General features: G+C 70.8%; 22 protein-coding genes. 14 read left to right on the top strand and 8 right to left on the bottom strand.

Annotated elements, in window-relative coordinates:
• Positions 1-77: 77 nt before the first annotated feature.
• Positions 78-1,148, bottom strand: a complete 1,071-nt coding sequence (locus tag FV227_RS02185) for a glycosyltransferase family 1 protein (RefSeq protein WP_147858207.1) — start codon at positions 1,146-1,148, stop codon at positions 78-80.
• The gene (locus tag FV227_RS02190) at positions 1,145-1,978 is read right to left on the bottom strand and encodes a UDP-2,3-diacylglucosamine diphosphatase (protein ID WP_147726354.1); all 834 of its coding nucleotides are present in this window, start codon (positions 1,976-1,978) and stop codon (positions 1,145-1,147) included. The genes FV227_RS02185 and FV227_RS02190 overlap by 4 nt, the downstream gene beginning before the upstream one ends.
• A gap of 54 nt (positions 1,979-2,032) precedes the next feature.
• Here FV227_RS02190 and FV227_RS02195 point away from each other — a divergent pair, with 54 nt between their 5' ends.
• From FV227_RS02195 to FV227_RS28775, 12 genes are all read left to right on the top strand, one after another.
• Positions 2,033-2,257: a hypothetical protein gene (locus FV227_RS02195; protein WP_147726355.1), complete on the top strand. Its 225-nt coding sequence runs from the start codon at positions 2,033-2,035 to the stop codon at positions 2,255-2,257.
• Between the two features lie 399 nt (positions 2,258-2,656).
• Complete coding sequence (locus FV227_RS02200) at positions 2,657-3,865, top strand: aminotransferase class V-fold PLP-dependent enzyme (RefSeq protein WP_147726356.1); 1,209 nt, start codon at positions 2,657-2,659, stop codon at positions 3,863-3,865.
• A gap of 145 nt (positions 3,866-4,010) precedes the next feature.
• The gene (locus FV227_RS02205; RefSeq protein ID WP_147726357.1) at positions 4,011-4,949 is read left to right on the top strand and encodes a D-2-hydroxyacid dehydrogenase; all 939 of its coding nucleotides are present in this window, start codon (positions 4,011-4,013) and stop codon (positions 4,947-4,949) included.
• Positions 4,950-5,172: 223 nt separating this feature from the next.
• A complete protein-coding gene (locus FV227_RS02215) occupies positions 5,173-6,033 on the top strand; it encodes an NADP-dependent methylenetetrahydromethanopterin/methylenetetrahydrofolate dehydrogenase (protein ID WP_147726359.1) in 861 nt (286 codons plus the stop codon).
• Between the two features lie 17 nt (positions 6,034-6,050).
• Positions 6,051-6,677, top strand: coding sequence for a methenyltetrahydrofolate cyclohydrolase (gene fchA, locus FV227_RS02220; protein ID WP_147726360.1), 627 nt, complete (start codon positions 6,051-6,053; stop codon positions 6,675-6,677).
• 243 nt (positions 6,678-6,920) lie between these two features.
• Positions 6,921-8,093 (top strand): malate--CoA ligase subunit beta, encoded by a 1,173-nt coding sequence (locus FV227_RS02225; RefSeq protein ID WP_147726361.1) that lies wholly within the window; start codon positions 6,921-6,923, stop codon positions 8,091-8,093.
• 29 nt (positions 8,094-8,122) lie between these two features.
• Entirely contained in the window at positions 8,123-9,013 is an 891-nt protein-coding gene (gene sucD / locus FV227_RS02230; RefSeq protein ID WP_147726362.1) for a succinate--CoA ligase subunit alpha, read from the top strand.
• 179 nt (positions 9,014-9,192) lie between these two features.
• Positions 9,193-11,952 (top strand): phosphoenolpyruvate carboxylase, encoded by a 2,760-nt coding sequence (locus tag FV227_RS02235; RefSeq protein ID WP_147726363.1) that lies wholly within the window; start codon positions 9,193-9,195, stop codon positions 11,950-11,952.
• Positions 11,953-12,092: 140 nt separating this feature from the next.
• Positions 12,093-13,067, top strand: coding sequence for a CoA ester lyase (locus tag FV227_RS02240; RefSeq protein ID WP_147726364.1), 975 nt, complete (start codon positions 12,093-12,095; stop codon positions 13,065-13,067).
• Positions 13,068-13,242: 175 nt separating this feature from the next.
• The gene (locus tag FV227_RS02245) at positions 13,243-13,677 is read left to right on the top strand and encodes a heme-binding protein (protein WP_147726365.1); all 435 of its coding nucleotides are present in this window, start codon (positions 13,243-13,245) and stop codon (positions 13,675-13,677) included.
• 286 nt (positions 13,678-13,963) lie between these two features.
• Positions 13,964-14,683 carry a cache domain-containing protein gene (locus FV227_RS02250; protein ID WP_147858208.1) on the top strand — a complete coding sequence of 240 codons (720 nt, stop codon included), beginning with the start codon at positions 13,964-13,966 and terminating at the stop codon, positions 14,681-14,683.
• Between the two features lie 95 nt (positions 14,684-14,778).
• Entirely contained in the window at positions 14,779-14,955 is a 177-nt protein-coding gene (locus FV227_RS28775) for a hypothetical protein (protein WP_187274652.1), read from the top strand.
• Between the two features lie 112 nt (positions 14,956-15,067).
• On the opposite strand, the gene FV227_RS02255 is transcribed toward FV227_RS28775, so the two are convergent.
• From FV227_RS02255 to FV227_RS02280, 6 genes are all read right to left on the bottom strand, one after another.
• A complete protein-coding gene (locus FV227_RS02255; protein ID WP_147729738.1) occupies positions 15,068-15,463 on the bottom strand; it encodes a hypothetical protein in 396 nt (131 codons plus the stop codon).
• 117 nt (positions 15,464-15,580) lie between these two features.
• Entirely contained in the window at positions 15,581-15,787 is a 207-nt protein-coding gene (locus FV227_RS02260) for a hypothetical protein (RefSeq protein WP_147729737.1), read from the bottom strand.
• A gap of 146 nt (positions 15,788-15,933) precedes the next feature.
• On the bottom strand, positions 15,934-16,728 hold the full coding sequence (locus FV227_RS02265; protein ID WP_147858209.1) for a formylmethanofuran dehydrogenase subunit C: 795 nt from the start codon (positions 16,726-16,728) through the stop codon (positions 15,934-15,936).
• On the bottom strand, positions 16,725-17,678 hold the full coding sequence (fhcD, locus tag FV227_RS02270; protein WP_147728229.1) for a formylmethanofuran--tetrahydromethanopterin N-formyltransferase: 954 nt from the start codon (positions 17,676-17,678) through the stop codon (positions 16,725-16,727). Before fhcD ends, FV227_RS02265 begins: the two co-directional genes overlap by 4 nt.
• 33 nt (positions 17,679-17,711) lie before the next feature.
• Positions 17,712-19,355, bottom strand: a complete 1,644-nt coding sequence (locus tag FV227_RS02275) for a formylmethanofuran dehydrogenase subunit A (protein WP_147728228.1) — start codon at positions 19,353-19,355, stop codon at positions 17,712-17,714.
• A complete protein-coding gene (locus FV227_RS02280) occupies positions 19,355-20,383 on the bottom strand; it encodes a formyltransferase (RefSeq protein ID WP_147728227.1) in 1,029 nt (342 codons plus the stop codon). The genes FV227_RS02275 and FV227_RS02280 overlap by 1 nt, the downstream gene beginning before the upstream one ends.
• 335 nt (positions 20,384-20,718) lie before the next feature.
• On the opposite strand from FV227_RS02280, the gene FV227_RS02285 reads away from it, so the two are divergent.
• Both FV227_RS02285 and FV227_RS02290 read left to right on the top strand, forming a co-directional pair.
• Complete coding sequence (locus FV227_RS02285) at positions 20,719-21,693, top strand: beta-ribofuranosylaminobenzene 5'-phosphate synthase family protein (RefSeq protein ID WP_147728226.1); 975 nt, start codon at positions 20,719-20,721, stop codon at positions 21,691-21,693.
• 81 nt (positions 21,694-21,774) lie between these two features.
• Positions 21,775-22,668 carry an NAD(P)-dependent methylenetetrahydromethanopterin dehydrogenase gene (locus FV227_RS02290; RefSeq protein ID WP_147728225.1) on the top strand — a complete coding sequence of 298 codons (894 nt, stop codon included), beginning with the start codon at positions 21,775-21,777 and terminating at the stop codon, positions 22,666-22,668.
• The last annotated feature ends 21 nt before the right edge of the window (positions 22,669-22,689 follow it).

The raw sequence follows: 22,689 nt of genomic DNA on the forward strand, positions 1-22,689 counted from the left end.
GGGCGGGTCGGGTCCGGAGGGGCGGCGACCCATCGCATTCCTTGGCCGGCCCGTCACCCTCTCAACCCGTCACCTCATCAGCCAAGCAGGGCCGCCTCGGCGCCGGCCGGCACGCGCAGATCGGCCGCCTGGGCGTGGGCGCTCTCGATGTTGCCGAAGAACTCGCGGGCGCTCTCGGCCCAGGTCCGGCGGAGGGCCTCCGCGCGGCATTGCCCGCGCGGAACGGCGAGGGCGGCGAGGCATGCCGCGCGCAGGTCGGCGTCGAGCACCCCGGCCCCGGTCCCGGCGACCACGTCGAGGGGGCCGGTGACCGGGTAGGCCGCCACGGGCAGGCCGCAGGCCATCGCCTCGAGCAGCACGATGCCGAAGGTGTCGGTGAGGCTCGGGAACACGAACACGTCGCTCGCCGCGTAGAGCGCGGACAGCTCCGCGCCGGTGCGGGTGCCGAGGAAGCGGGCCTGCGGGTGGGCGGCCGCGAGCCGGGCGCGGTCGGGCCCGTCGCCGATCACCACCTTGCTGCCCGGCAGGTCGAGACTGAGGAAGGCGGCGACGTTCTTCTCGACCGCGACGCGGCCGACGAAGAGAAAGATCGGGCGCGGCAGCCCCGCGAGCGCAGGGGGAACCTCCGCGGAAGGATCGGCCGGGCGGAACAGGTCGGTGTCGACGCCCCGCGTCCAGCGCATCAGGTTGCGGAAGCCGCGGCCGGCGAGCTCGCGCTCGAGCGAGGCGGTGCTGACCATGGTGCCGCTGGCCGCCCGGTGAAAGCGCCGCAGCCAGGCGTAGCTCCACGCCTCGGGGATCGGCGCCCGGGCGGCGAGATATTCGGGAAACCGCGTGTGGTAGCTCGTGGTGAAGGGGCGGCCCTTCGCGCGGCAGAGCCGCCGCACCGCGTGGCCGATCGTGCCCTCGGTGGCGATGTGGACGTGGGTCGGCTCGATCCGCGCCCAGGCGGCGGCGATGCCGCGCGCGCCCGCCAGCGCCAGCCGGATCTCGGGATAGCCCGGCATCGGCAGCGAGCGGAAGTCGCGCGGGGTCACGAAGAACGGCTCGAAGCCGTGGGCGGGGGCGGCCTCGGCCATGCGCTCGAGCGAGCGCACCACGCCGTTGACCTGCGGCGCCCAGGCATCGGTCGCGACCAGCAGCCTCACGCGACCGCCCGGCGGTCCTGCGCCGGAAGCGCACCGGCGCGCTCGGCCTCCGACGCCTCCGCCGCGCGGGCGCGAAGCACGCTCGGATAGTGCAGCACCTCCATGCGGCCGTCGTAATGCTCGACCAGCGCGGTGCAGGATTCAACCCAGTCGCCGGTGTTGAGGTAGCGCAGGCCGTCGATCCGCCGGTCGGCGGCGTGATGGATGTGGCCGCAGATCACCCCGTCGGCACCCTGGCGCCGGGCCTCGTCGGCGAGAAAGGTCTCGAACGCGCCGATGAAGTTGACCGCGTTCTTCACCTTCAGCTTCGCCCAGGCCGAGAGCGACCAGTAGGACAGGCCGAGCCGGCGGCGCAGCTTGTTCAGGCCGGTGTTGACGAACAGCGCGAAGGTGTAGGCGCCGTCGCCGAGATGGGCGAGCCAGCGGGCGTGGCGCACCACCATGTCGAACTGGTCGCCGTGGATCACCAGGTAGCGCCGCCCGTCCGCCGCCTCGTGGATGCGGCTCTCGGCGATCTCGATCCCGCCGAAGGTGGTGCCGATGTAGTCGCGCAGGAACTCGTCGTGGTTGCCCGGCACGTAGACCAGGCTCGAGCCCTTGCGCACCTTGCGCAGGAGCTTCTGCACCACGTCGTTGTGCCCCTGCGGCCAGTACCAGCCCGATCGGAGCTGCCAGCCGTCGACGATGTCGCCGACGAGGTAGAGCGTGTCGGCGTCGTAGTCCTTCAGGAAGTCCAGGAGCAGCCCGGCCTGGCAGCCGCGGGTGCCGAGGTGCAGGTCTGAGAGGAACAGGGTGCGGACGCGGGTCGTCCCTTCCGTGTCGTCGGCCACGAGCATCTCCCGGCGGTCTTCGGCCGAGCCAAACCGGAAACGCGTCTCAGTTTGATGACGGTGGCGCGCATCCGATGCTGCGATGCAGCAAGCAATGCGAAGATCCTTCGCCGGTTTGCTGCAGTGCACGACAATTTTTTTTCGTCGTCCGGGAAGTTTTTCCAGTTTTGCTTGTGGAGCTTCGGCGTTCATAATGGATTCAAAGCGATCGCCTGCCGTAAGGCCGGCGCCGGCGACGGCCAATGGATCGCCGACCTGGATGGTCGACTTGGATCGTGAACCACTTGGATCGTGAGCCGGGGCGGGACGACGGGGAGGAAGGTGTCGAGGGTCGGCGCAGCGCCGGCGTGCAGGATCCGCATTCCGCGGCTTGCGCGACGGCCACGGCCGACGCATGGAAGACGAGGCTTTTCGGAGGCGACCGGCATGGATCCATGCCGCGACCGCGAGCGGTGCCAGACCGTTCCGCCGCTCCGCATCGCCCGGTGAAGCGACCGACCGACGACGCGGAAGTTCCGCGCGGGACAGCCCTCCCGCGCGCTTCCGGCCGCGCCGGTTCGGCGTCCCCCTCACCAGACCGCCCACGGATCACCACACGCCCATGCGTCGCAAGCCGGCGCATCGTTCCTGAAGCCGGCTTGCCGGCCAACGTTTTTTGGTAATCGGAGGACACACCCCATGGCTGCAACGCGGCGCCCCGGACGCAATCACCTCTTCATTCCCGGCCCGACCAACATCCCGGACCGCGTGCTGCGCGCGATGCACGTCCCCTCGGAGGACCACCGCTCGCCCGACTTCCCGGCGCTGGTGAAGCCGCTGTTCCAGGACGCCAAGATGGTGTTCGGCTCCGAGGCGGGCACGATCATCTTCTATCCGTCCTCCGGCACCGGCATCTGGGAATCGGCCCTGGCGAACACGCTCTGCCGCGGCGACAAGGTCCTGACCGCCCGCTACGGCCAGTTCAGCCACCTCTGGGTCGACATGGCCCAGCGCCTCGGCCTCGACGTCATCGTGCAGGACGAGGCTTGGGGCACCGGCGCCGACCCGGAGAAGATCGGCCAGGCGCTGCGCGCCGACACCGAGCACAAGATCAAGGCCGTGATGGTCGTCCACAACGAGACGGCGACCGGCGTCACCAGCGACATCGGCGCGGTCCGCAAGGCGATCGACGCCGCCGGCCACCCGGCGCTGCTGTTCGTCGACGGCATCTCGTCGATCGGCTCGCTGCCGTTCGAGATGGACGCGTGGAAGGTGGATTGCGCCATCGCCGGCTCGCAGAAGGGCTTCATGCTCCCCGCCGGCCTCGGCGTGCTCTGCGCCAGCGCCAAGGCGATCAAGGCCTCCGAAGGCACCGCCGGCGGCAACGACCGCCTCGGACACGTCTACTTCGCCTGGTCCGACCAGCTGAAGCAGAACCCGACCGGCTACTTCCCCTACACCCCGCCGCTTCCGCTGCTCTACGGCCTGCGCGAGGCTCTCGAGTGCATCAAGGAAGAGGGGCTGCAGAACGTCTACCACCGCCATCACGTGCTCGCCGAGGCGACCCGTCAGGCCGTGGCGGCGTGGGGCCTGAAGACCTGCGCCAAGGAGCCCAAGTGGAACTCCGACACGGTGACGGCGATCCTGGCGCCCGAGGGCGTTGATGCGGCCAAGATCATCAAGCACGCCTACGACCGCTACAACCTCTCGCTCGGCGCCGGCCTCAGCCAGGTCGCCGGCAAGGTGTTCCGCATCGGCCACCTCGGTGATCTCAACGAGCTGTCGCTGCTGGGCGCGATCGCCGGCGCCGAGATGGCGATGATCGATTGCGGCGTGCACGTCACCCCGGGCTCGGGCGTCGCCGCCGCGTCGAGCTACCTGCGCGAGCATCCGCTCACCCGGGGCTGACGCTAAGGCCGACACCATCGCGCGGGGGCGGCGACGCCCCCGCGCCATCCCGGACGAGAGGGGATCATCTCGAACCGGATCGGGATCGCCGCGACCGGCGCGTCGCGGGCAGGGCCCGATCCGGCCGTCGCATGAAAGGCGTTCCATGACGAAGAAGATCGTATTCCTCGACCGCGAGTCCCTCGACGCCACGGTCCGGCCGTTCAACTTCCCGCACGACTACAAGGAATACGATTCGACCTGGACACCGGAGGAGATCGTCTCCCGGCTCCAGGGCGCCGAGATCGCGCTGATCAACAAGGTGCCGATGCGCGCCGACACTTTGAAGCAGCTGCCCGACCTCAAGCTCATCGCCGTCGCCGCCACCGGCACCGACGTGGTCGACAAGGAGCAGGCGAAGGCGCAAGGCATCACCGTCGTCAACATCCGCAACTACGCCTTCAACACCGTGCCCGAGCACGTCATCGCGCTGATCTTCGCCCTGCGGCGCGCGATCGTGCCCTACGCCAACTCGGTGCGCCGGGGCGATTGGAACAAGTCGACCCAGTTCTGCTACTTCGACTACCCGATCCACGACATCGCCGGCTCGACGCTCGGCATCGTCGGCTACGGCGCGCTCGGCAAGTCGATCGGCAAGCGGGCGGAAGCGCTCGGCATGAAGGTCATCGCCTACGACGTCTTCCCGCAGGAGGGCCTCGTCGACCTCGAGACGATCCTGACCCAGTCCGACGTCATCACGCTGCACGCGCCGCTGACGCCCGAGACCCGGAACATGATCGGCGCCGAGCAGCTGGCGAAGATGAAGAAGCACGCGATCCTCATCAACACCGCCCGCGGCGGGCTGGTGGACGAGGAGGCCCTGGCCGAGGCGCTGAAGGCCGGCACGATCGGCGGCGCCGGCTTCGACGTGGTGGTGCAGGAGCCGCCCAAGAACGGCAACATCCTGTGCGACCTCGACCTGCCGAACCTGATCGTCACGCCGCACGTGGCCTGGGCCAGCAAGGAGGCGATGCAGATCCTGGCCGACCAGCTCGTCGACAACGTCGAGGCCTTCGTCGCCGGCAAGCCGCAGAACGTGGTCTAGGTCGAACTCTCCCTCCCCCCGCTGCGGGGGAGGGTGGGCCTCGCGTCAGCGAGGGTCGGGAGAGGGGAGCCACGTTTCCGAACGTCGCGCTGCCCCTCTCCCGACCCGCTTCGCGGGCCACCCTCCCCCGCAGAGGGGGAGGGTGGCTGAGCGACCGACGAGCCCGAACCCAATTTCCAACACGAACGCCATCCGCGCCGAGACGCGGGCGAGAGGACGCACCATGAAGAAGCTTCTGTTCCTGTTCGACACCGATGCGATGCCGTCCGTGTTCGACACCGTCGTCGGCTACGACGGCGGCGCCGACCACATCACCGGCTACGGCGGCGTGACGCCCGAGAACGTCGGCGCGCTCGTCGACGGCACGATCTACACCCGCGGCGGCTCGGAGAAGAAGTCGACGGCGATCTTCGTCGGTGGCGGCAACATGGCGGCCGGCGAGGCGGTGCTCGAGGCGGTGAAGAAGCGCTTCTTCGGCCCGTTCCGCGTCTCGACCATGCTCGATTCCAACGGCTCGAACACCACCGCCGCCGCCGGCGTCGCTCTGGTGGCGAAGGCCGCCGGCTCGCTCGAGGGCAAGAAGGCCGTGGTGCTCGCCGGCACCGGCCCGGTCGGCATGCGCTCGGCGGCGCTGCTCGCCCAGGAGGGCGCCGAGGTCGTCCTCGCCGCCCGTCAGCTCGACCGCGCGCAGGCGGCGGCGGACGCCGTCAACAAGCGCTTCGGCGTCGCCGTGACGGCGGCCGCGACCCCGGACGAGGCCTCGCGCGCCGAGATCGTCAAGGGCAAGAACCTGGTGTTCTCGGCCGGCGCCATCGGCATCGAGCTGCTGCCCGAGTCGGCCTGGAAGGACGAGGCCTCGATCGAGTTCGTGGCCGACTACAACGCCCAGCCGCCGCTCGGCTTCGGCGGCATCGACGCCATGGACAAGGGCAAGGACCGGCACGGCAAGAAGTCGTTCGGCGCACTGGGCATCGGCGGCCTGAAGCTGAAGCTCCATCGCGCCTGCGTCGGCCAGCTCTTCGACAGCACCGAGCAGGTGCTGGATGCCGAGGAGATCTACGCGCTCGCCAAGAAGATGGCCTGAACGGGGGAGTGGGGCGCATGGCCGAGCACGATACGATCGCGACCTTCCTCGACGGGCTGGCCAGCGCCGCCCCGACCCCCGGCGGCGGCGGTGCCGCCGCCATCTCCGGCGCCATGGGCGCGGCCCTGGTCTCGATGGTGTGCAACCTCACCATCGGCAAGAAGAAGTACGTCGAGGTCGAGGCCGAGCTGAAGGACATGCTCGTCCAGTCCGAGGCGCTGCGGGCGCAGCTCACCGGCATGATCGCCGAGGACGTCGCCGCCTTCGACGCGGTGATGGGGGCCTACGGGCTGCCCAAGGCCACCGACGACGAGAAGGCGGTCCGCGCCGAGCGGATCCAGGCGGCGCTGAAGGTGGCGACCGACGTGCCGCTCGCCTGCTGCCGCGCCTGCCGCGCGGTGATCGACCTCGCCGAGGTCGTCGCCGACAAGGGCAACCTCAACGTCATCTCGGATGCCGGCGTCGCCGTGCTCTCGGCCCATGCCGGCCTGCGCAGCGCGGCGCTGAACGTCTACGTCAATGCCAAGGGCCTCGACGACCGCGATTTCGCGCAGGGGCGCCTGACCGAGCTCGAGGCGCTGCTCGGCGATGCCGGCCCGCTCAACGAGAAGGTCTACGACGTGGTCAAGGCCAAAGTGAGCTGACGCGAAGCCCGTCGGCGGTCCCCGATCGGCGGCGATCGGGGACCGCCGACGGGCGAATTGCGAAGTCGGGAAACGATCGTCGCCAGAAGATTGTGCGACGCAACAAGAAGACCGCAAGCATTCCTTCGCCGATCAAGGCGAACTCAACGAGAATGCAAAAAAATTTAATGCGACACTGCTCTCCCCCAAAGTAAAATGAGGGCGTAGAAACGCAGCCAAGAACAGTACCGAAGGAGGCGCCCGATGGACGTGCACGAGTATCAGGCCAAGGAGCTGCTCGCGAGCTTCGGCGTCGCGGTTCCCAAGGGCGCCGTCGCCTTCAGCGCCGACCAGGCCGTCTACGCCGCGACCGAGCTCGGCGGCTCGTTCTGGGCGGTGAAGGCCCAGATCCATGCCGGCGCCCGCGGCAAGGCCGGCGGGATCAAGCTGTGCCGGACCTACAACGAGGTCCGCGACGCCGCCCGCGAGCTGCTCGGCAAGCGCCTCGTCACCCTCCAGACCGGGCCCGAGGGCAAGCCGGTGCAGCGGGTCTACGTCGAGACCGCCGACCCGTTCGAGCGCGAGCTGTATCTCGGCTACGTCCTCGACCGGAAGGCGGAGCGCGTCCGCGTGATCGCCTCCCAGCGCGGCGGCATGGACATCGAGGAGATCGCGGCCAGCGAGCCCGAGGCGCTGATCCAGGTGGTGGTAGAGCCGGCCGTCGGCCTGCAGCAGTTCCAGGCCCGCGAGATCGCGTTCCAGCTCGGCCTCAACATCAAGCAGGTCTCGGCCGCGGTGAAGACGATCATGAACGCCTACCGGGCGTTCCGCGACTGCGACGGCACCATGCTGGAGATCAACCCGCTCGTCGTCACCAAGGACGACCGCGTGCTGGCGCTCGACGCCAAGATGTCGTTCGACGACAACGCGATGTTCCGCCGCCGCAACATCGCCGACATGCACGACCCATCGCAGGGCGACCCGCGCGAGGCCCAGGCCGCCGAGCACAACCTCAGCTACATCGGGCTGGAGGGCGAGATCGGCTGCATCGTCAACGGCGCCGGCCTCGCCATGGCGACCATGGACATGATCAAGCACGCGGGCGGCGAGCCGGCGAACTTCCTCGACGTCGGCGGCGGCGCGAGCCCCGAGCGCGTCGCCACCGCCTTCCGCCTCGTCCTGTCGGACAAGAACGTGAAGGCGATCCTCGTCAACATCTTCGCCGGCATCAACCGCTGCGACTGGGTCGCGGAGGGCGTGGTCCAGGCGGCGCGCGAGGTGAAGATCGAGGTGCCGCTGATCGTCCGGCTCGCCGGCACGAACGTCGAGGCCGGGCAACGCATCCTGGCCGAGAGCGGGCTCGACCTGATCACCGCCGAGACCCTGTCGGAGGCCGCGCGCAAGGCCGTCGAGGCCTGCAACGGCACCAAGCACTGACGTCCGTGAGATAAGCGAAGGATACCGCCATGAGCATTCTCATCGACGAGACCACCCCGATCATCGTCCAGGGCATCACCGGCGACAAGGGCACCTTCCACGCCAAGGAGATGAAGGATTACGGCGCCAACGTCGTCGGCGGCGTCACCCCCGGCAAGGGCGGCAAGACCCATCTCGGCCTGCCGGTGTTCAACACCGTCAAGGACGCCGTGGAGGCGACGGGCGCCACCACGTCGATCACCTTCGTCGCCCCGCCCTTCGCCGCGGACGCGATCATGGAGGCGGCCGATGCCGGGCTGAAGCTGGTCTGCTCGATCACCGACGGCATCCCGGCCCAGGACATGATGCGGGTGAAGCGCTACCTGATGCGCTACCCCAAGGACCGCCGCACCATGGTGGTCGGCCCCAACTGCGCCGGCATCATCTCGCCCGGCAAGTCGATGCTCGGCATCATGCCGCCGCACATCTACCTGAAGGGCAACGTCGGCGTGATCTCGCGCTCGGGGACGCTCGGCTACGAGGCCGCCTCGCAGATGAAGGCGCACGGCATCGGCATCTCGACCTCGGTCGGCATCGGCGGCGACCCGATCAACGGCTCGTCCTTCCTCGACCACCTCGCGCTGTTCGAGCAGGACCCGGAGACCGCGGCCGTGCTGATGATCGGCGAGATCGGCGGCCCGCAGGAGGCCGAGGCCGCGGCCTGGATCAAGGCGAACTTCTCGAAGCCCGTGATCGGCTTCGTTGCCGGGCTCACGGCGCCGAAGGGCCGCCGCATGGGCCATGCCGGCGCGATCATCTCGGCCACCGGCGACAGCGCGGCCGAGAAGGCCGAGATCATGCGGTCCTACGGGCTGACCGTGGCGCCCGATCCCGGCTCGTTCGGCGACACCGTCGCCGAGGTGATGCGGCGGGCGGCGTAGCGCCCGAAGCGCGAACCTGAAGCGCGGGTCCCCTCTCCCGTTCGGGAGGGGGACAGGGTGAGGGGCGTGACCTCTCCGGAATGACCTAGCCCCTCACCCCGACCCTCTCCCGCTCGGGAGAGGGGGCCGCGCGGTGCCACCCCCGCCAAAACGATATCCGCCCCAGGTGGCTTGATCCGATGCCAAAGACCCTTCACGCCTCCCTCGGCCATGCCGACGAGAACGCCTTCGCGCCGCCGGTGATCACCGGCACCTCGTCGAAGGAAGCCCTCGACATCCTGTTCCACGCGCTGCTCGACGTGGCGCGGCGGCACGAGCCGGAGCTGGAGGCCGTGCTGCACGGCACCGCCGACATCTCGACCTTCACGCCCGAGATGCTGGCCCGGGCGCTCCAGGTGCAGGGCATCTGGTTCCAGCTGCTGTCGATCGCCGAGCAGAACGTCGCCATGCGCCGGCGCCGGCACGTCGAGCGCACGGAGGGCCGCTCGGCCCTCGGCGGGTCCTTCGCCAAGGTGTTGGCGGAAGCCTCGGCCGGCAGCATCCCGGCGCCGCAGATCCATGCCCTGCTGAAGGACCTGCGCATCCGCCCGACGATCACCGCCCACCCGACCGAGGGCAAGCGCGTGACCGTGCTGGAGAAGTTCCGGCGCATCTACCTCGTGCTGCGCGAGCTCGAATTGCCGCGCTGGACCACGCGCGAGCGCAACGGCCTGATGAACGAGCTGCGCGACCAGATCGAGCTGGTCTGGATGACCGGCGAGCTGCACCTGGAGAAGGCCACCGTCGAGCGCGAGGTCTCCTGGGGCCTGCACTTCTTCGACGAGACCTTGTTCGAGATGCTGCCGGAGGTGGTCTACTCGCTCGAGGAATCCCTGGCGCAGTACTATCCGGACGAGAAGTTCGAGGTGCCGGCCTTCTTCCAGTTCGGCTCCTGGATCGGCGGAGACCGCGACGGCAATCCCTACGTCACCGCCAGCGTCACCCGCGAGACGCTGAAGTGGAACGCGCTCGCCTCGCTCAGGCGCTACCGCGACGGCGTGCTCCATCTCGGCCGGGTGCTGTCGCTCACCGAACGCTCGATGCCGGTGCCCGAGACCTTCCGGGCCGAGCTGGCCCGGGCCCTGTCCGAGAGCGGCGACGCCAAGGCGATCGCCGGCCGCAACCCCGGCGAGGCCTATCGCCAGTACCTGTCCTGCATCCTGCGCAAGATCGAGGCGACGATCCGGCGCAACGAGGGCGGCCGCACGAGCGGGCCGGACTACCCGAGCGCCGACGGGCTGATCAACGACCTGCGCACCCTGGAGCAGGGCCTCGCGGACGCCAAGTGCACCTCGCTCGCCACCGACCTCGTGCGGCCGGTGCGGCGCATGGTCGAGATCTTCCGGTTTTCCACCGTCCGCCTCGACCTGCGCGAGAACACCACCCGCACCACGAAGACGCTGCACGCGCTCTACGCCCGCCAGAGCGGCGGCAAGGCGCCGCCGGACCTCGAGTCGCCCGAGTGGAAGGTCTGGCTCGTCGCCGAGCTGGCGCGGCCGCGGACCGGCGAAACCTCGTTCGAGGGCCTACCGGACGACGCCCGCGAGACCCTGGCCACCTTCGCGCTCGTCGGCGAGATGCGCGACACCCTCGACCGCGAGGCGTTCGGCGCCTTCGTCCTGTCGATGACCCGCTCGGTGCCCGACATCCTCGGCGCCTACCTGCTGGCCAAGGAGGCCGGCCTCTACCTCGACGCCGCCGGCACCGAGATCTGCCCGCTGCCGATCGTGCCGCTGTTCGAGACCATCGAGGACCTGCGCGCCGCGCCGGCGATCATGAAGGAGCTCGTCGGCATCCCGGTGGTCCGCCGCTCCACCCGCTGGCAGGGCGGCGTGCAGGAGGTGATGATCGGCTACTCGGATTCGAACAAGGACGGCGGCTTCGTCGCCTCGAACTGGGAGCTGTACAAGGCGCAGGCGAAGCTGACGGCGCTCGGCAAGGAAGCCGGCGTGCCGATCGCATTCTTCCACGGGCGCGGCGGCTCGGTGAGCCGCGGCGGCGTGCCGACTCAGCGCGGGATCGACGCGCAGCCGCCCGGCTCGATCAACGGCCGCTTCCGCACCACCGAGCAGGGCGAGGTGGTCTCGTTCAAGTACGCCAACCGCGGCACCGCCGCCTACCAGATGGAGCTGCTGGCGGCCTCCGTGTTCGAACACGCGCTGCAATCCGAGCGGCAGCGTGCGAACCAGCCCCGGCACGAGTTCGACGATGCGCTGGAGGCGCTGTCCGGCGCCTCGCGCGCGGCCTACGTCAACCTGCTCCAGGCCGACGGCCTCGTGGACTACTTCCAGGCCGCGAGCCCGCTCGACGAGATCGCGCTGCTCAACATCGGCTCGCGCCCGGCGCGGCGCTTCGGGGCGAAGTCGCTGAGCGACCTGCGCGCGATCCCCTGGGTGTTCGCATGGTCGCAGAACCGGCACGTCGTCACCGGCTGGTACGGCGTCGGCTCCGGCATCCGCAGCTTCCTCGACGTGCGCGGCGACCAGGGCGAAGCGCTGCTCAAGCGCCTGTTCCAGGAATGCCGGCTGTTCCGCCTGATCCTCGACGAGGTCGAGAAGACGCTGCTGATGGTCGATCTCGGCATCGCCCGGGATTACGCCGGCCTCGTCGCCGACCCGGAGATCCGCGACCGCATCTTCGGGATGATCGAGGCCGAGTACGCGCTGACGCGCGAGATGGTGCTGCGGATCACCGGCGGGCGGGAGCTGGCCGAGCGCGCGCCGCTGTTCCGCGACCGTCTCACCGGCCGCCTGCCGACGATCAACCAGGTCGGCCGCGAGCAGGTCGAGCTGCTGCGCCGGTTCCGCGCCGAGACCGACGAGGACAAGCGCGAGGCGGTGAAATCCGCGCTCCTGCTCTCGATCAACTGCATCGCCGTCGGCTTCGGTGCGACCGGCTGATGCAAACGTATCGCCTAGGCCTGTCGCCGAGAACGCGCAGGCCCATGTTGAAACCGACGGTTCGGGCGGCCTAGCTGAGCCCGCGCTCTGACGGCGGCACCGCAAGCCGCTCGACCTCCCAGGGAAACAGGAGACCCCCCATGAGCTTCACCCTCGTCCAGCAGGCCACCCCGCGGCTCCACCGCTCCGAACTCGCGGTGCCGGGCTCGAACCCGACCTTCATGGAGAAGTCGGCCACCTCGAACGCCGACGTGATCTTCCTCGACCTCGAGGACGCGGTCGCGCCGGACGACAAGGAGAAGGCCCGCACCAACATCATCGCTGCCCTCAACGATATCGATTGGGGCTCGAAGACCATGATGATCCGCATTAACGGTCTCGACACCCACTACATGTACCGCGACGTGGTCGACATCGTCGAAGCCTGTCCGCGCCTCGACATGATCCTGATCCCGAAGGTCGGCGTGCCGGCCGACGTCTACGCGATCGACGTGCTAGTGACGCAGATCGAGCAGGCCAAGAAGCGCGAGAAGAAGCTCGGCTTCGAGGTGCTGATCGAGACCGCGCTCGGCATGGCCAACGTCGAGGCGATCGCGACCTCCTCGAAGCGCCTCGAGGCGATGTCCTTCGGCGTCGCCGACTACGCTGCGTCCTGCCGCGCCCGCGCCCAGGTCATCGGCGGGGTGAACCCCGATTACAGCGTGCTCACCGACAAGGACGAGAGCGGCAAGCGCGAGACCCACTGGCAGGATCCGTGGCTGTTCGCCCAGCAGCGCATGCTGGTGGCCTGCCGCGCCTACGGCCTGCGCCCGATCGACGGCCCGTTCGGCGACTTCTCCGATCCCGACGGCTACACCTCCGCGGCCCGGCGCTGCGCGTCGGCCGGCTACGAGGGCAAGTGGGCGATCCACCCCTCGCAGATCGACCTCGCCAACGAGGTGTTTACCCCGTCCGAGGCCGAGGTCACCAAGGCGCGCCGCATCCTCGTGGCGATGGAAGAAGCCGCCAAGGCCGGCCGCGGCGCCGTCTCCCTCGACGGCCGCCTGATCGACATCGCCTCGATCCGCATGGCCGAGGCGCTGATCGAGAAGGCCAACGCGATGTCGGCCAAGTAGGCCGGCAGAGGCAGGTCGACCGACGCGATCGATCCGCGGCCGCCCCGGGACATCCGGGGCGGCCGTCCTTGTTCTCGGCACCGGGCGCAACCTCGACCGTTGTCGATCGGTATCCCCGCCGAGGCTGCGGGGACGACGCGCCCCGGTCCGGCGGCGCCATCAGGGAGATGACACCATGCACGTCACCATCGAGCAGGCGGAGACCGCGATCGCCGCCGCCAAAGCCAAGGCCGCCGAACTCGGCACGCAGATGTGCATCGCCGTCGTCGATTCCGGCGGAAACCTGAAGGCGTTCTACCGCATGGACGGCGCCTGGGTCGGCTCGATCGACATCGCCCAGAAGAAGGCCAAGACCTCGGTGTTCTTCGGCATGATGACCGGGCAGATCGGCGCGCTGTCGCAGCCGGGCGGCCCGCTCTACGGCATCGAGCACTCGAACGACGGGCTGATCACCTTCCCCGGCGGCATCCCGATCGTCGACGCGGACGGCGAGATGTCGGGCGCCATCGGCGTCAGCGGCTCGACCGTGGAGAACGACCACGTGGTGGCCGAGGCCGGCGCCAGCACGATCGGCAAGACCGAGCTGCCGGCCCACCCCTGGCGGACCTGAGCCGCGCCACGGCCACGCCGATGCCCGGCGCCGAGGGCGCGACCCGCGGACGGGTCGCGCCCTCGGCCCGCAGGAGATACACCGGCGCCGACGCGCGCCGGTCTACTGTTTTCGCGCGTTTCGAATGCTCGATTTCGCGCTTGAAGATTCGACGAAATCGATGGAAGCTGCCGTCCATCCCGGCTGCTTCGACCATGACTTGTCGAGCCACGGATCCATTTGCAACGGACGTGCGCACGCCTTGCCGCCGCGCGCGGGCCTTCGCTTGATCGTCGAGGCGCGACCGATGGCATTGCTTCGCTCCGTATTCGCTGCGTCCCTCCTCGCCGCGATCGGGTTGGCGGCGACGCCCCAGCAAGGGCGCGCCTGCGGCGACGGGGAGGCGCCGGTCTCCTGCGGCGATGCCGGCTCGGAAGCCTCCGCCAAGTGGATGCTGAAGCACGTCGTCGCGGCGATCGCGGCCGACGCGCCGGCGGCGCTCACGCATTTCACCAAGGGGGAGGCGGGGTTCCGCACCGCCGACACCTACGTCTTCTGCGTCGGGCCGGACGGCGTGATGAGCGCGCATCCCAACCCGATCCTGCAGGGCCAGAACGTGCGCGACCTGCACGACAGCAACGGCACCTACTTCATCCGCCAGATGTTGGAGACGGCCAAGGCCGGCACGGTCGCCGAGATCCGCTACCTGTTCCCCAAGCCGGGCAGCACCGTCGCGCTCCAGAAGACCACCTACTACACCCGCGCCGGCGACCAGGTGTGCGGCGTCGGCGTCTACGATTCGGACGGGGCGGGGCCGGCGGACAGCCCCGTCGCCCGGATGGCGCAGCTGCGCGACCGTCTCGACGCCGAGATGCCGCCGGCGCTGCGCGGGAACTGGACCGCCTTCCTCGAAGCGCTGAACGCCGAGACCGGCGCCAAGGCCGCGGCGATGGCGAAGGCGCGGGCCGGCCTGCAGGCGGCCGAGGCCGCGCTGGCGCCGCCCCCGCCGACCGCGCCGGACGACTGATGCGGGCCCGCGCGCGAGGAGGCCCGCACACCAACGGTTAAGCCTGTCGACCTATCACCGAGCATCCCTCATGCGTCGTGCCGGGAGAGGCGCCGTTGACCCGTGACCAAGTCGCCACCGCAATCCGGCGCCTCGCCGCCTCGCAGGTCGAGGACATCGAGCGTGCCGTCAAGGACGGGCACAAGACGATCGCGCTGAACGAGCTGGCGGACCTGAACCGCCAGCTGAAGGCCTTCGCCGCCGCCCTCAAGAAGGCGCCGGTCCGGGCGTGACGTCGATCCCGTGATCCCTGGATCGCAGGATGATCGTCGACACGGCGGGACGTCGCGTTTTCCGCCACGGAGATCTCATTCATCTCAGGCGGGGGCGTCCTCGCCCCCTGGGCTACCAGCGCGGGCCGCCCCAATCGCGATCCGGGATGTCGACCGGCGGCCGCGGCGGGTGATCGAAGACGACCGGGCGACGGGGGCCGTCATCGTATCCGCCCGGCTCGTCGCAGACCCGGACACGGCGCACCACCTCCTCGCCATAGGCGTCGATGCGGCGCTTCACGAAGCTGCGGCAGCGCTCGGGCGGCTCGAAATCCGGGCCGGCGGTGAAGCGCGGGCGGCGGAAGGCCGGCTCGGGCGGGGGCGGCTCCCGGTGGGCGTAGCCGCCGTATTCCGGGTGCGGCGGCGGATAGGGCCCGTCGAAATCCGCGGCCCGTGCGGCGCCGACGGAGGCTTGGCCCGCGAGGACGAGCGCGCAGAGCCCGGCAAGACGGAAACGGTGGAGCGACACGACATGTCCTCGCGCAATGCGTGGCCGGCGGCCATCGAAGCCCGGAGGATGATCGAGGGAGGCTGAACCGTTCGCGAGCGGACGCGTCGGGATCCGTTCAGCTTCGATCCGCGGCGGTCACAGGTCCTTCGGCACCGTGCCGCGCACGGCACAGCGCCACTTCGCGACGTGGAGGTCGGGGTGCGCCGCCTGCCATTCGGCGAGGACGCTCTGGGCGTGGCGCAGGCAGATGAACGGGTTGCTGCCCTCGTAGGACATCGGGATCTGGTCGTCGTGGCACTGCGTCGGTTGCGACAGCAGGCAGGCGGACAGCAGGATCAGCATCGGCAGGACGTCCTCGCAGGGTCCCGGCTCCGCGGCCGGGTTGAGAGGATCTTAAGACGACGCCGAGGTCCGTGGGAAGTGCTGCGGCGAGGACGGCACGTGAGCCTGCCTCCCCCCCCCACTGCGAGGGGAGGCAGGAGCGGCTCTCAGGCCGCCGCCCAGATCTCGCCCTTGGCGATCGTCGCGAGGTCGCCGGAATAGCGCCGCAGCGGGCCGGCGGCGATCTCGGCGTGGCGCGGGCTCAGGGTCTTGAGCGAGCGCGCCAGCAGCCGCAGGAAGACGAGGTCGTGCTCGCCGGTCTCGACGAAGGTCGGCGTCAGGCGCCCGTGGCTGCCGAGGAGGAGCGTGCCGCGGCGCATGCCGTAGCCGGCGTCGTCGCCGACGGACCCGGCGGCGATCGTGCCGGCGATCATCCGCGAGCCGGCGTAATCGCCCGCGCGCTCGACCAGGATCAGCCCGCGCCGCATGCGGTCGCCGAGATGGCGGCCGGCGGTGCCCTTGATGACCAGCGTCGCGCCGTCGAGCCCGGCCTTGGCCGCGTAGACCGCGCCGCCGGCGTAATCGCCGGCATCGCCCGCGATGGTGATGGTGCCGCCGGTGGCGCCGGTGCCGGCGAACGGGCCGGCCGTGCCGGTGACGGTCAGCGTGCCGCCGGCCATGCCCTCGCCGAGCCGCTGGCCGACGTCGCCGACGACGCGGATCGTGCCGGCTGCGAGCGCGCCGCCGACGCGGTCGAGCCGCTCGTGGCCACCCTCGATGGTGAGGCTGTCGCCGCCGTCGAGCGACACCTGGAAGCAGTCGCCGAGCACCAGGCCGCGCCGGGTGGTGCCGATCGGCAGGCGCTCGGCCTCGGCCGGCGAGAGCGCGGCCAGGGTCGCCGGCGCGATGTTGAGGAAGTCGAGGCGCTCGGGGGGCGCCTGCCGCAGGGAGAGGACGCTCACGCTACGGTCTCCTTCGCGGCGGGATTCTTGTCGAGCAAGTCGCGCAGGCGGTAGTGGTGCCGCCCGAGGTTGCCGCCGTAATTGCCGGCGGTGACCGCGACGAGGCCGTGCTGCGCGCCGATCTCGGTCGCGGCGTGGAGCGCCGCCCGCATCGAATCGGAGACGCCCTGCGAGGTCAGCGCGTCGATGACGATCTCCAGGACCACGCCGCATTCGGGCGGCAGCGCCGAGCCGGCCCGGCCTTTCAGCGTCGGGCAGTAGGCGTCGTTGGTCGAGGCCATCATGCCCTTGGTGCGGCCGCCGACCTTCGAGCCGGAGCGGACGATGCCGCCGGGGAAGGGCAGGATCGCCCCGGGGATGGCCTTGGCGGCCTCCACGGCGACCTCGGCCACCGTCAGCGTCTCGGCGTGGGTGCGGCCGAGGAACAGCAGGTTGCCGCCGCCGACCGCGCCGTCGACCGCGAGCACGGAATCCTCGCACAGGAACTCGCCGTCCATCACCGGGATGCGCCAGTAGCGCCGCATCCTGCCGGTGTGGTCCGGCAGGCGCTTGGCGATGGCGAAACCATCGCCGAAGTAGCGGATCGCGCCGCCGAGCTTGATCTTGGTCGGCCCCTCGACGCCGGCGAAGCACGCCGTCCCGGGGCAGGTGAGGATGCACTGCCCGACGCGCTTCAGCAGCTGCTCCTTGAGCCCGTTCGGCTCGAAGCCGAACAGCAGGATGCGCACGCCCGGGCGCCCATCCGGCGTCTCCTCGGGCGACAGCTCGGCGTCGATCCCGGCCTCGGCGCCGCAGCCGATCACCGAGGTGGCGAAGCCGGTCATGGTCGTGGCCGCGATCATCGCCCACTTCGCGGTGTCGTTGGTGACGACGATCGCGGTGCCGGCGACGTCGAACGCCTCCGCGAAGGTGTCCTCGACGCGGATGCCGTTGAGGGTGAGGTCAGACATTCCGGTTCCCGTCCCTCGCGCAAAGCCGCTCGCTCATGCCCGGCATGCCACGTCCTCGAACACCTCAGCCTCGGGGAAGGCCGCGTCCGGCACGGCGAAGCTGTCGAGCCCCTGGCCGAACCGGTCCTGCAGGTAGGCGTCGGTGCGGCGCTCCATCGCCTTGTCGGACTCGACCGTGAGCGACAGCGAGCGGCCGACGTGCCAGTGCACGACCTCGCCGTCCTCGACGATCGCCACGCCGTCCTTGAGCACGAGCTTGGCGCTCGCAAACATCGCGGTGCGGTTCCTGTCCTCGCGGTAGACCGCGATGTCGGCGCGCGCGCCGGCGCGCAGGTGCCCGCGATCGGAAAGGCCGAGGAGCTTGGCCGGCCCCGAGCGGGTCAGCTCGGCGATCTCGGAGAAGGAGTATTCGCGCTCGATCTCGGGCAGCGACGAGCGCTCGCCGACGACCTTGGGCAGCGTCGCGATCTCGCGGTCGCGCTCCTCCTTGTCCATCAGCAGGTGGATGATGCGCGGATAGGCGGTGAACGGGCCGCCGTTCGGGTGGTCGGTGGTCAGGATCGTGCGCTCGGGCTCGTTCGAGAGCAGCATGATCTCGAGGCCGATCGCCCATTGCAGCGAGCTCGTCGGCCCGCGCGGCTTGTACAGGAACGGCACCACGCCGCCGCCCTCGGCATCGCCCGCGTTCAGCACCCACTTCTTCGGGTTGGCGCCCTTGCGGCCGCCGAACTGGCGCAGGATGTCCATCGAGACCGTGACGGTCTGGCCGAACACCACCTGCCCGATGTCGAGGGTCGCGTTCGGGTTCGCGTGCATCGCGTCGACGATGCGGCGCGCCGCCGAGCGGAAGCCGCCTGTGCCCGGGTTCGCGGGGTCGGCCGCGCCGTAGGCGTAGAACTGGGCGTGGGCGAAGTGGATGCGCCGGCCCTCGGCCGCATCCAGCGTCTCGACGAAGCTGTCGTCGGCGCCGGGCAGCCCGAGGTTGTTGCAGTGGACGTGCAGCGGGTGCGGCACGCCGATCGCCTCGACCGCGTCGAGGAGCGAGCCCATGATCGTGCGGGTCGAGAGCCCGTAGACCGGGATCTCGTCGTCGAGGCTGAGCTTGAGCACGCCGTCCTTGAAGGCCGAGGCGCCACCGGCGTTGATGCACTTGACCCCGAGCGCCCGGCTTTGCGCCACGTTGAGCGCCACGAGGTCGCGGACCGCGTCCCGGCTCTCGCCCGCGCGCAGCAGCTGAAGCAGCTGGTCGTCGTTGCCCATCACCGCGAGCGCGCCGCGGTCGAGCAGCGGGATGTCGGCCAATTCGAGCTGCGTCGCGAGCGCGTGGGTCGGCGGCATCGCCGGCTCGACCGCCGTGGTGTAGCCCATCTTGGCGTAGGCCGCGCCGATCCAGGCCGCCGCGCCGCCGGCATGGGCGAAGGGGTGGCCGTTCGGCGCCGTCTCGCTGACGTAGAGGTCGGGCAGCAGCAGCCGCGAGGTGATGACGTTGCCGCCGGCGATGTGCGAGTGCACCTCGACGCCGCCGGCCATCACCACGCAGCCCGTCGCGTCGACGGTGCGGTCGGGGGTCCGCTCGGAGGGGGCGACGACGCGGCCGTCCTCCACCCAGACGTCGCCGACGCCGTCGCGGCCGGCCGTCGGGTCGACCACCCGGCCGCCCTGGATCCGGATCAGCATCAGGAATCCTTCCCAGCGAAATGGTGTTCGATGCGGGCCAGCACGTCGGCGGCCGAAGCGCCGCCCCCCGTGCCGGGTCGGTAGGTGAGGGCGGCGCGGCCCTCGTTCCAGAGGACGCCGCCGGCGCTCGCGCCGGGCACGCCGACCGCGATCACGACCTCGGCGGTGCCGGGGGCGGCCTCGGGGCTGCCCGTGCCGACGATCGCGATCGAGGGCAGGGCGCCGAGCCAGTCGGGGCGCGCGGCCGGAAGCGTCGAGAGCCACAGCGCGGCGTCGGCCTCGCCGGTCGAGACCTGCCGCGCGGCGTCGAAGCGCCAGGGATCGTGCTCGGGGACCTTGCGGCCGAAGCCGGTGCGCGGGGCCTGGCCCGTGGTCCAGGCCGCGACCTGCACCACCGAGCGGTCCTGGTCGGGGCCGCCGAGCGAGAGCGCGAAGCAGCGCGTGATCTCGTTCACGTCGCGCACCAGCCCCTGCACCGTCTCGACGCCGAGCTCGCCGAGCTCGGCCGGGTCGTAGAGCACCGCGCCGTACCGGGCGGCGTAGAGCGCGCGGGCGATCTCGTTGAGCGGGGTGGCGTCCGCGAGGTGCCCCTTGGCATGGGCGCGGAGCAGGGCGAGGTCGGAGGCCAGCGCCTGAGCGGATGCGCCGGCGACGGCGAGCACCTGGCGGTCGGCCCCGGCCGCGAGTCCGCGCACCGGCTTGCTGCCGCGCAGGGCCGAGGCAAGGGTGCTGGTGCCGGCCTTGGCGCCGACGACGAGCACCACGTCGGCGCGCCCCTGGACCTCGGCCGGCGTCGACGTCATCGCGCCGACGCGGCTGAGCGCTCCGAGGTCGGCGTAGGTGCCGGCGGCGCCCTGCGTATCAAGGGAGGCGCCGATCGTGCCGGCGAGGCGGTAGGCAGCGCGAATCGCGGCGACGTCGGCGTTCAGTCCGGCGAAGACCGGTGCATGCGCGGCGGCGAGCAGAGCGGCGGCGGCCGCGATGGCGCCCTCCGCATCGGTCGCGTCACCCTTCACCCAGGCTGTCATGCGTCCTCACCCGAACCGTTTCTTGAGGCGTCGCAGATCGTCGCCGTAAGACCGGGGAGGACGGCCGAAGGACCGTCGCAGCCGGAATGGCCTGCCCGGACGGGATACGATCCCGACCCGGCGGCACTCGGAATGCCTGCGCTGGAGGGCACGTTTGCATCGCTCGGACGCCGCAGGCAACCCTGTCGCCGCGATTTGCGGCCGCTTCGCCCCGACAGGCGGTTGCCCGGCGGGGCGCCTCCATGGGAGAAGCCGGCTCCCGCGGGGACCGATTTCCCGAGAGGTCCGCCGCGACGGCAGGATGAAGCGGCGTGGCGAAGGCGGAGGGGATCGACGTGTCTGAACCCGCACGCGGCCGCTCCGAGGCCGCCTCGCGCTCCGTCCACGTCCACGCGCCGGCGCGCCTGCATTTCGGGTTCCTCGACCTGCATGGCGGCCTCGGCCGCCGCTTCGGCAGCATCGGCCTGGCGATCGACGCCCCCGGCGTCCGACTCACCGCGAGCGCCGCCGACGGGCTGTCCGTCTCGGGACCGGAGGAGGGCCGCGTCCGCGGCTACGTCCACGCGGCGGCGAGCCATCTCGGCGTCGCCGAATCGGTCGCGATCCGGGTCGAGGAGGCGATTCCGGCTCATGCCGGGTTCGGCTCGGGCACGCAGCTCGCGCTCAGCGTGGCCGCGGCCCTGGCCCGCCTCTGGGGCAAGCCGTTCTCGGCCGAGGATTTCTCGAACGCGCTCGATCGCGGCAACCGGTCCGGCGTCGGGCTGTCGGCCTTCACCGAGGGCGGGTTGATCGTCGACGGCGGACGCGACGCCACCGGAGCGCCGCCGCCGGTGATCGCCCGCCTGGCCTACCCCGACCCGTGGCGCGTCGTGCTGATCCTCGACCGCGACGCCACCGGCATCCATGGCTCGCGCGAGCAGCGCGCCTTCGCCGAGCTGCCGCGCTTTCCCGAGCGCCAGGCCGCCGAGATCTGCCGGATCGTGCTGATGCAGGTGATGCCGGCGGCGGTGCTCGCCGAGCCGCAGGGCTTCGGCGCCGGCATCACCCAGATCCAGCGCCTGATCGGCGACCACTTCGCGCCGCACCAGGGTGGGCGCTACGCCAGCCCCGCCGTCGCGGAGGCGCTGCGGACGATCGCCGACCAGGGCGTCGCCGGCTACGGCCAGAGCTCCTGGGGGCCGACCGGCTTCGCGCTGATGCCGTCGGAGGCCGACGCCCGCGCGCTCGTCGCCGGGCTGGACCGGCCGGGCCCGCTGCGCTTCCTCATCGCGCGGGGCCGGAACACGGGCGCCGAGATCACGACCGCTTGAACCGGCACGCTTGACCGCGGGCATCGATTGCGACTCTCAACGACACCGACCGACGATCCTCGCACCAGACAGGGAATCCCCATGGCCCGCTCGATCCTGCACATGCTGACGCCGCTCAAGCACATGAGCCCGTTCGACGTGAACATGGCCGTCGATGCCGGGTTCGAGACCATCGTCACCTACACCGACGTGACGCTGCCGGACGTGGTCTCGCTCACGCAGGATTCGATCTTCTCGCGCGCGCCCGGAGACGGCGTCCGCACCGGCATCTTCATCGGCGGCAAGAACGCCGAGGACGCCCTCGACATGGTCGACCGGGCCAGGAAGGCCTTCGTGCCGCCCTTCGCCAACCACCTGTTCGCCGACCCGGCCGGCTCCTTCACCACCGGCGCGGCGATGGTGGCGCAGGTCTCGCGGGCCTTGCGCCAGAAATTCGGCACCGGCCTGAAGGACAAGCGCATCGTCATCTTCGGGGGCGCCGGCGTCGTCGCCTACGTCGCCGCGGTGATCGGCGCGCTCGAAGGCGCCAGGACGGTGCTGGTCGGCCATGACGGCGAGGAGCGGGTCTCGAAGATCGCCTTCACGATGAAGTGGCGCTTCGGGATCGAGGTCGGCGCCATCGACGGCACCATGCCGGACGACCGCCGCAAGGCGATCGCGGATGCCGACGTGATCCTTTCGGCCGGCCCCGCCGGCATCCCGATCCTCTCGGCCGAGGACCTGCGCGCGGCCCCGAACCTGCTCGTCGCCTCGGACGTCAACGCGGTGCCGCCGGCGGGCATCGCCGGGATCGACGTCAACGCGGTGGACGTGGCGCTTCCGGTCGGCAAGGGCGTCGGCATCGGCGCGCTCGCCGTCGGCAACGTGAAGTACCAGACGCAGAAGCAGCTGTTCGGGCGGATGCTCGCGGCCGAGGCGCCGCTCTGCCTCGATTTCCGCGACGCCTACGCCCTCGCCGTCGAGATTGCCGGCTGAGACCGGCGAGGCCGGCGGGGC

Origin of the sequence: Methylobacterium sp. WL119, from assembly GCF_008039875.1 — a bacterium.
Taxonomy (GTDB): Bacteria; Pseudomonadota; Alphaproteobacteria; order Rhizobiales; family Beijerinckiaceae; genus Methylobacterium.

What these genes read in the sequence shown, in the direction of transcription:
- FV227_RS02280 (WP_147728227.1), bottom strand. Translation starts at nt 20,383, where the DNA reads ATGACAGCCTGGGTGAAGGGTGACGCGACCGATGCGGAGGGCGCCATC.
- FV227_RS02275 (WP_147728228.1), bottom strand. Translation starts at nt 19,355, where the DNA reads ATGCTGATCCGGATCCAGGGCGGCCGGGTGGTCGACCCGACGGCCGGC.
- FV227_RS02200 (WP_147726356.1), top strand. Translation starts at nt 2,657, where the DNA reads ATGGCTGCAACGCGGCGCCCCGGACGCAATCACCTCTTCATTCCCGGC.
- FV227_RS02215 (WP_147726359.1), top strand. Translation starts at nt 5,173, where the DNA reads ATGAAGAAGCTTCTGTTCCTGTTCGACACCGATGCGATGCCGTCCGTG.
- FV227_RS02205 (WP_147726357.1), top strand. Translation starts at nt 4,011, where the DNA reads ATGACGAAGAAGATCGTATTCCTCGACCGCGAGTCCCTCGACGCCACG.
- fhcD (WP_147728229.1), bottom strand. Translation starts at nt 17,678, where the DNA reads ATGTCTGACCTCACCCTCAACGGCATCCGCGTCGAGGACACCTTCGCG.
- FV227_RS02245 (WP_147726365.1), top strand. Translation starts at nt 13,243, where the DNA reads ATGCACGTCACCATCGAGCAGGCGGAGACCGCGATCGCCGCCGCCAAA.
- FV227_RS02290 (WP_147728225.1), top strand. Translation starts at nt 21,775, where the DNA reads ATGGCCCGCTCGATCCTGCACATGCTGACGCCGCTCAAGCACATGAGC.
- sucD (WP_147726362.1), top strand. Translation starts at nt 8,123, where the DNA reads ATGAGCATTCTCATCGACGAGACCACCCCGATCATCGTCCAGGGCATC.
- FV227_RS02240 (WP_147726364.1), top strand. Translation starts at nt 12,093, where the DNA reads ATGAGCTTCACCCTCGTCCAGCAGGCCACCCCGCGGCTCCACCGCTCC.
- FV227_RS02195 (WP_147726355.1), top strand. Translation starts at nt 2,033, where the DNA reads ATGACGGTGGCGCGCATCCGATGCTGCGATGCAGCAAGCAATGCGAAG.
- fchA (WP_147726360.1), top strand. Translation starts at nt 6,051, where the DNA reads ATGGCCGAGCACGATACGATCGCGACCTTCCTCGACGGGCTGGCCAGC.
- FV227_RS02250 (WP_147858208.1), top strand. Translation starts at nt 13,964, where the DNA reads ATGGCATTGCTTCGCTCCGTATTCGCTGCGTCCCTCCTCGCCGCGATC.
- FV227_RS02235 (WP_147726363.1), top strand. Translation starts at nt 9,193, where the DNA reads ATGCCAAAGACCCTTCACGCCTCCCTCGGCCATGCCGACGAGAACGCC.
- FV227_RS02225 (WP_147726361.1), top strand. Translation starts at nt 6,921, where the DNA reads ATGGACGTGCACGAGTATCAGGCCAAGGAGCTGCTCGCGAGCTTCGGC.
- FV227_RS02260 (WP_147729737.1), bottom strand. Translation starts at nt 15,787, where the DNA reads ATGCTGATCCTGCTGTCCGCCTGCCTGCTGTCGCAACCGACGCAGTGC.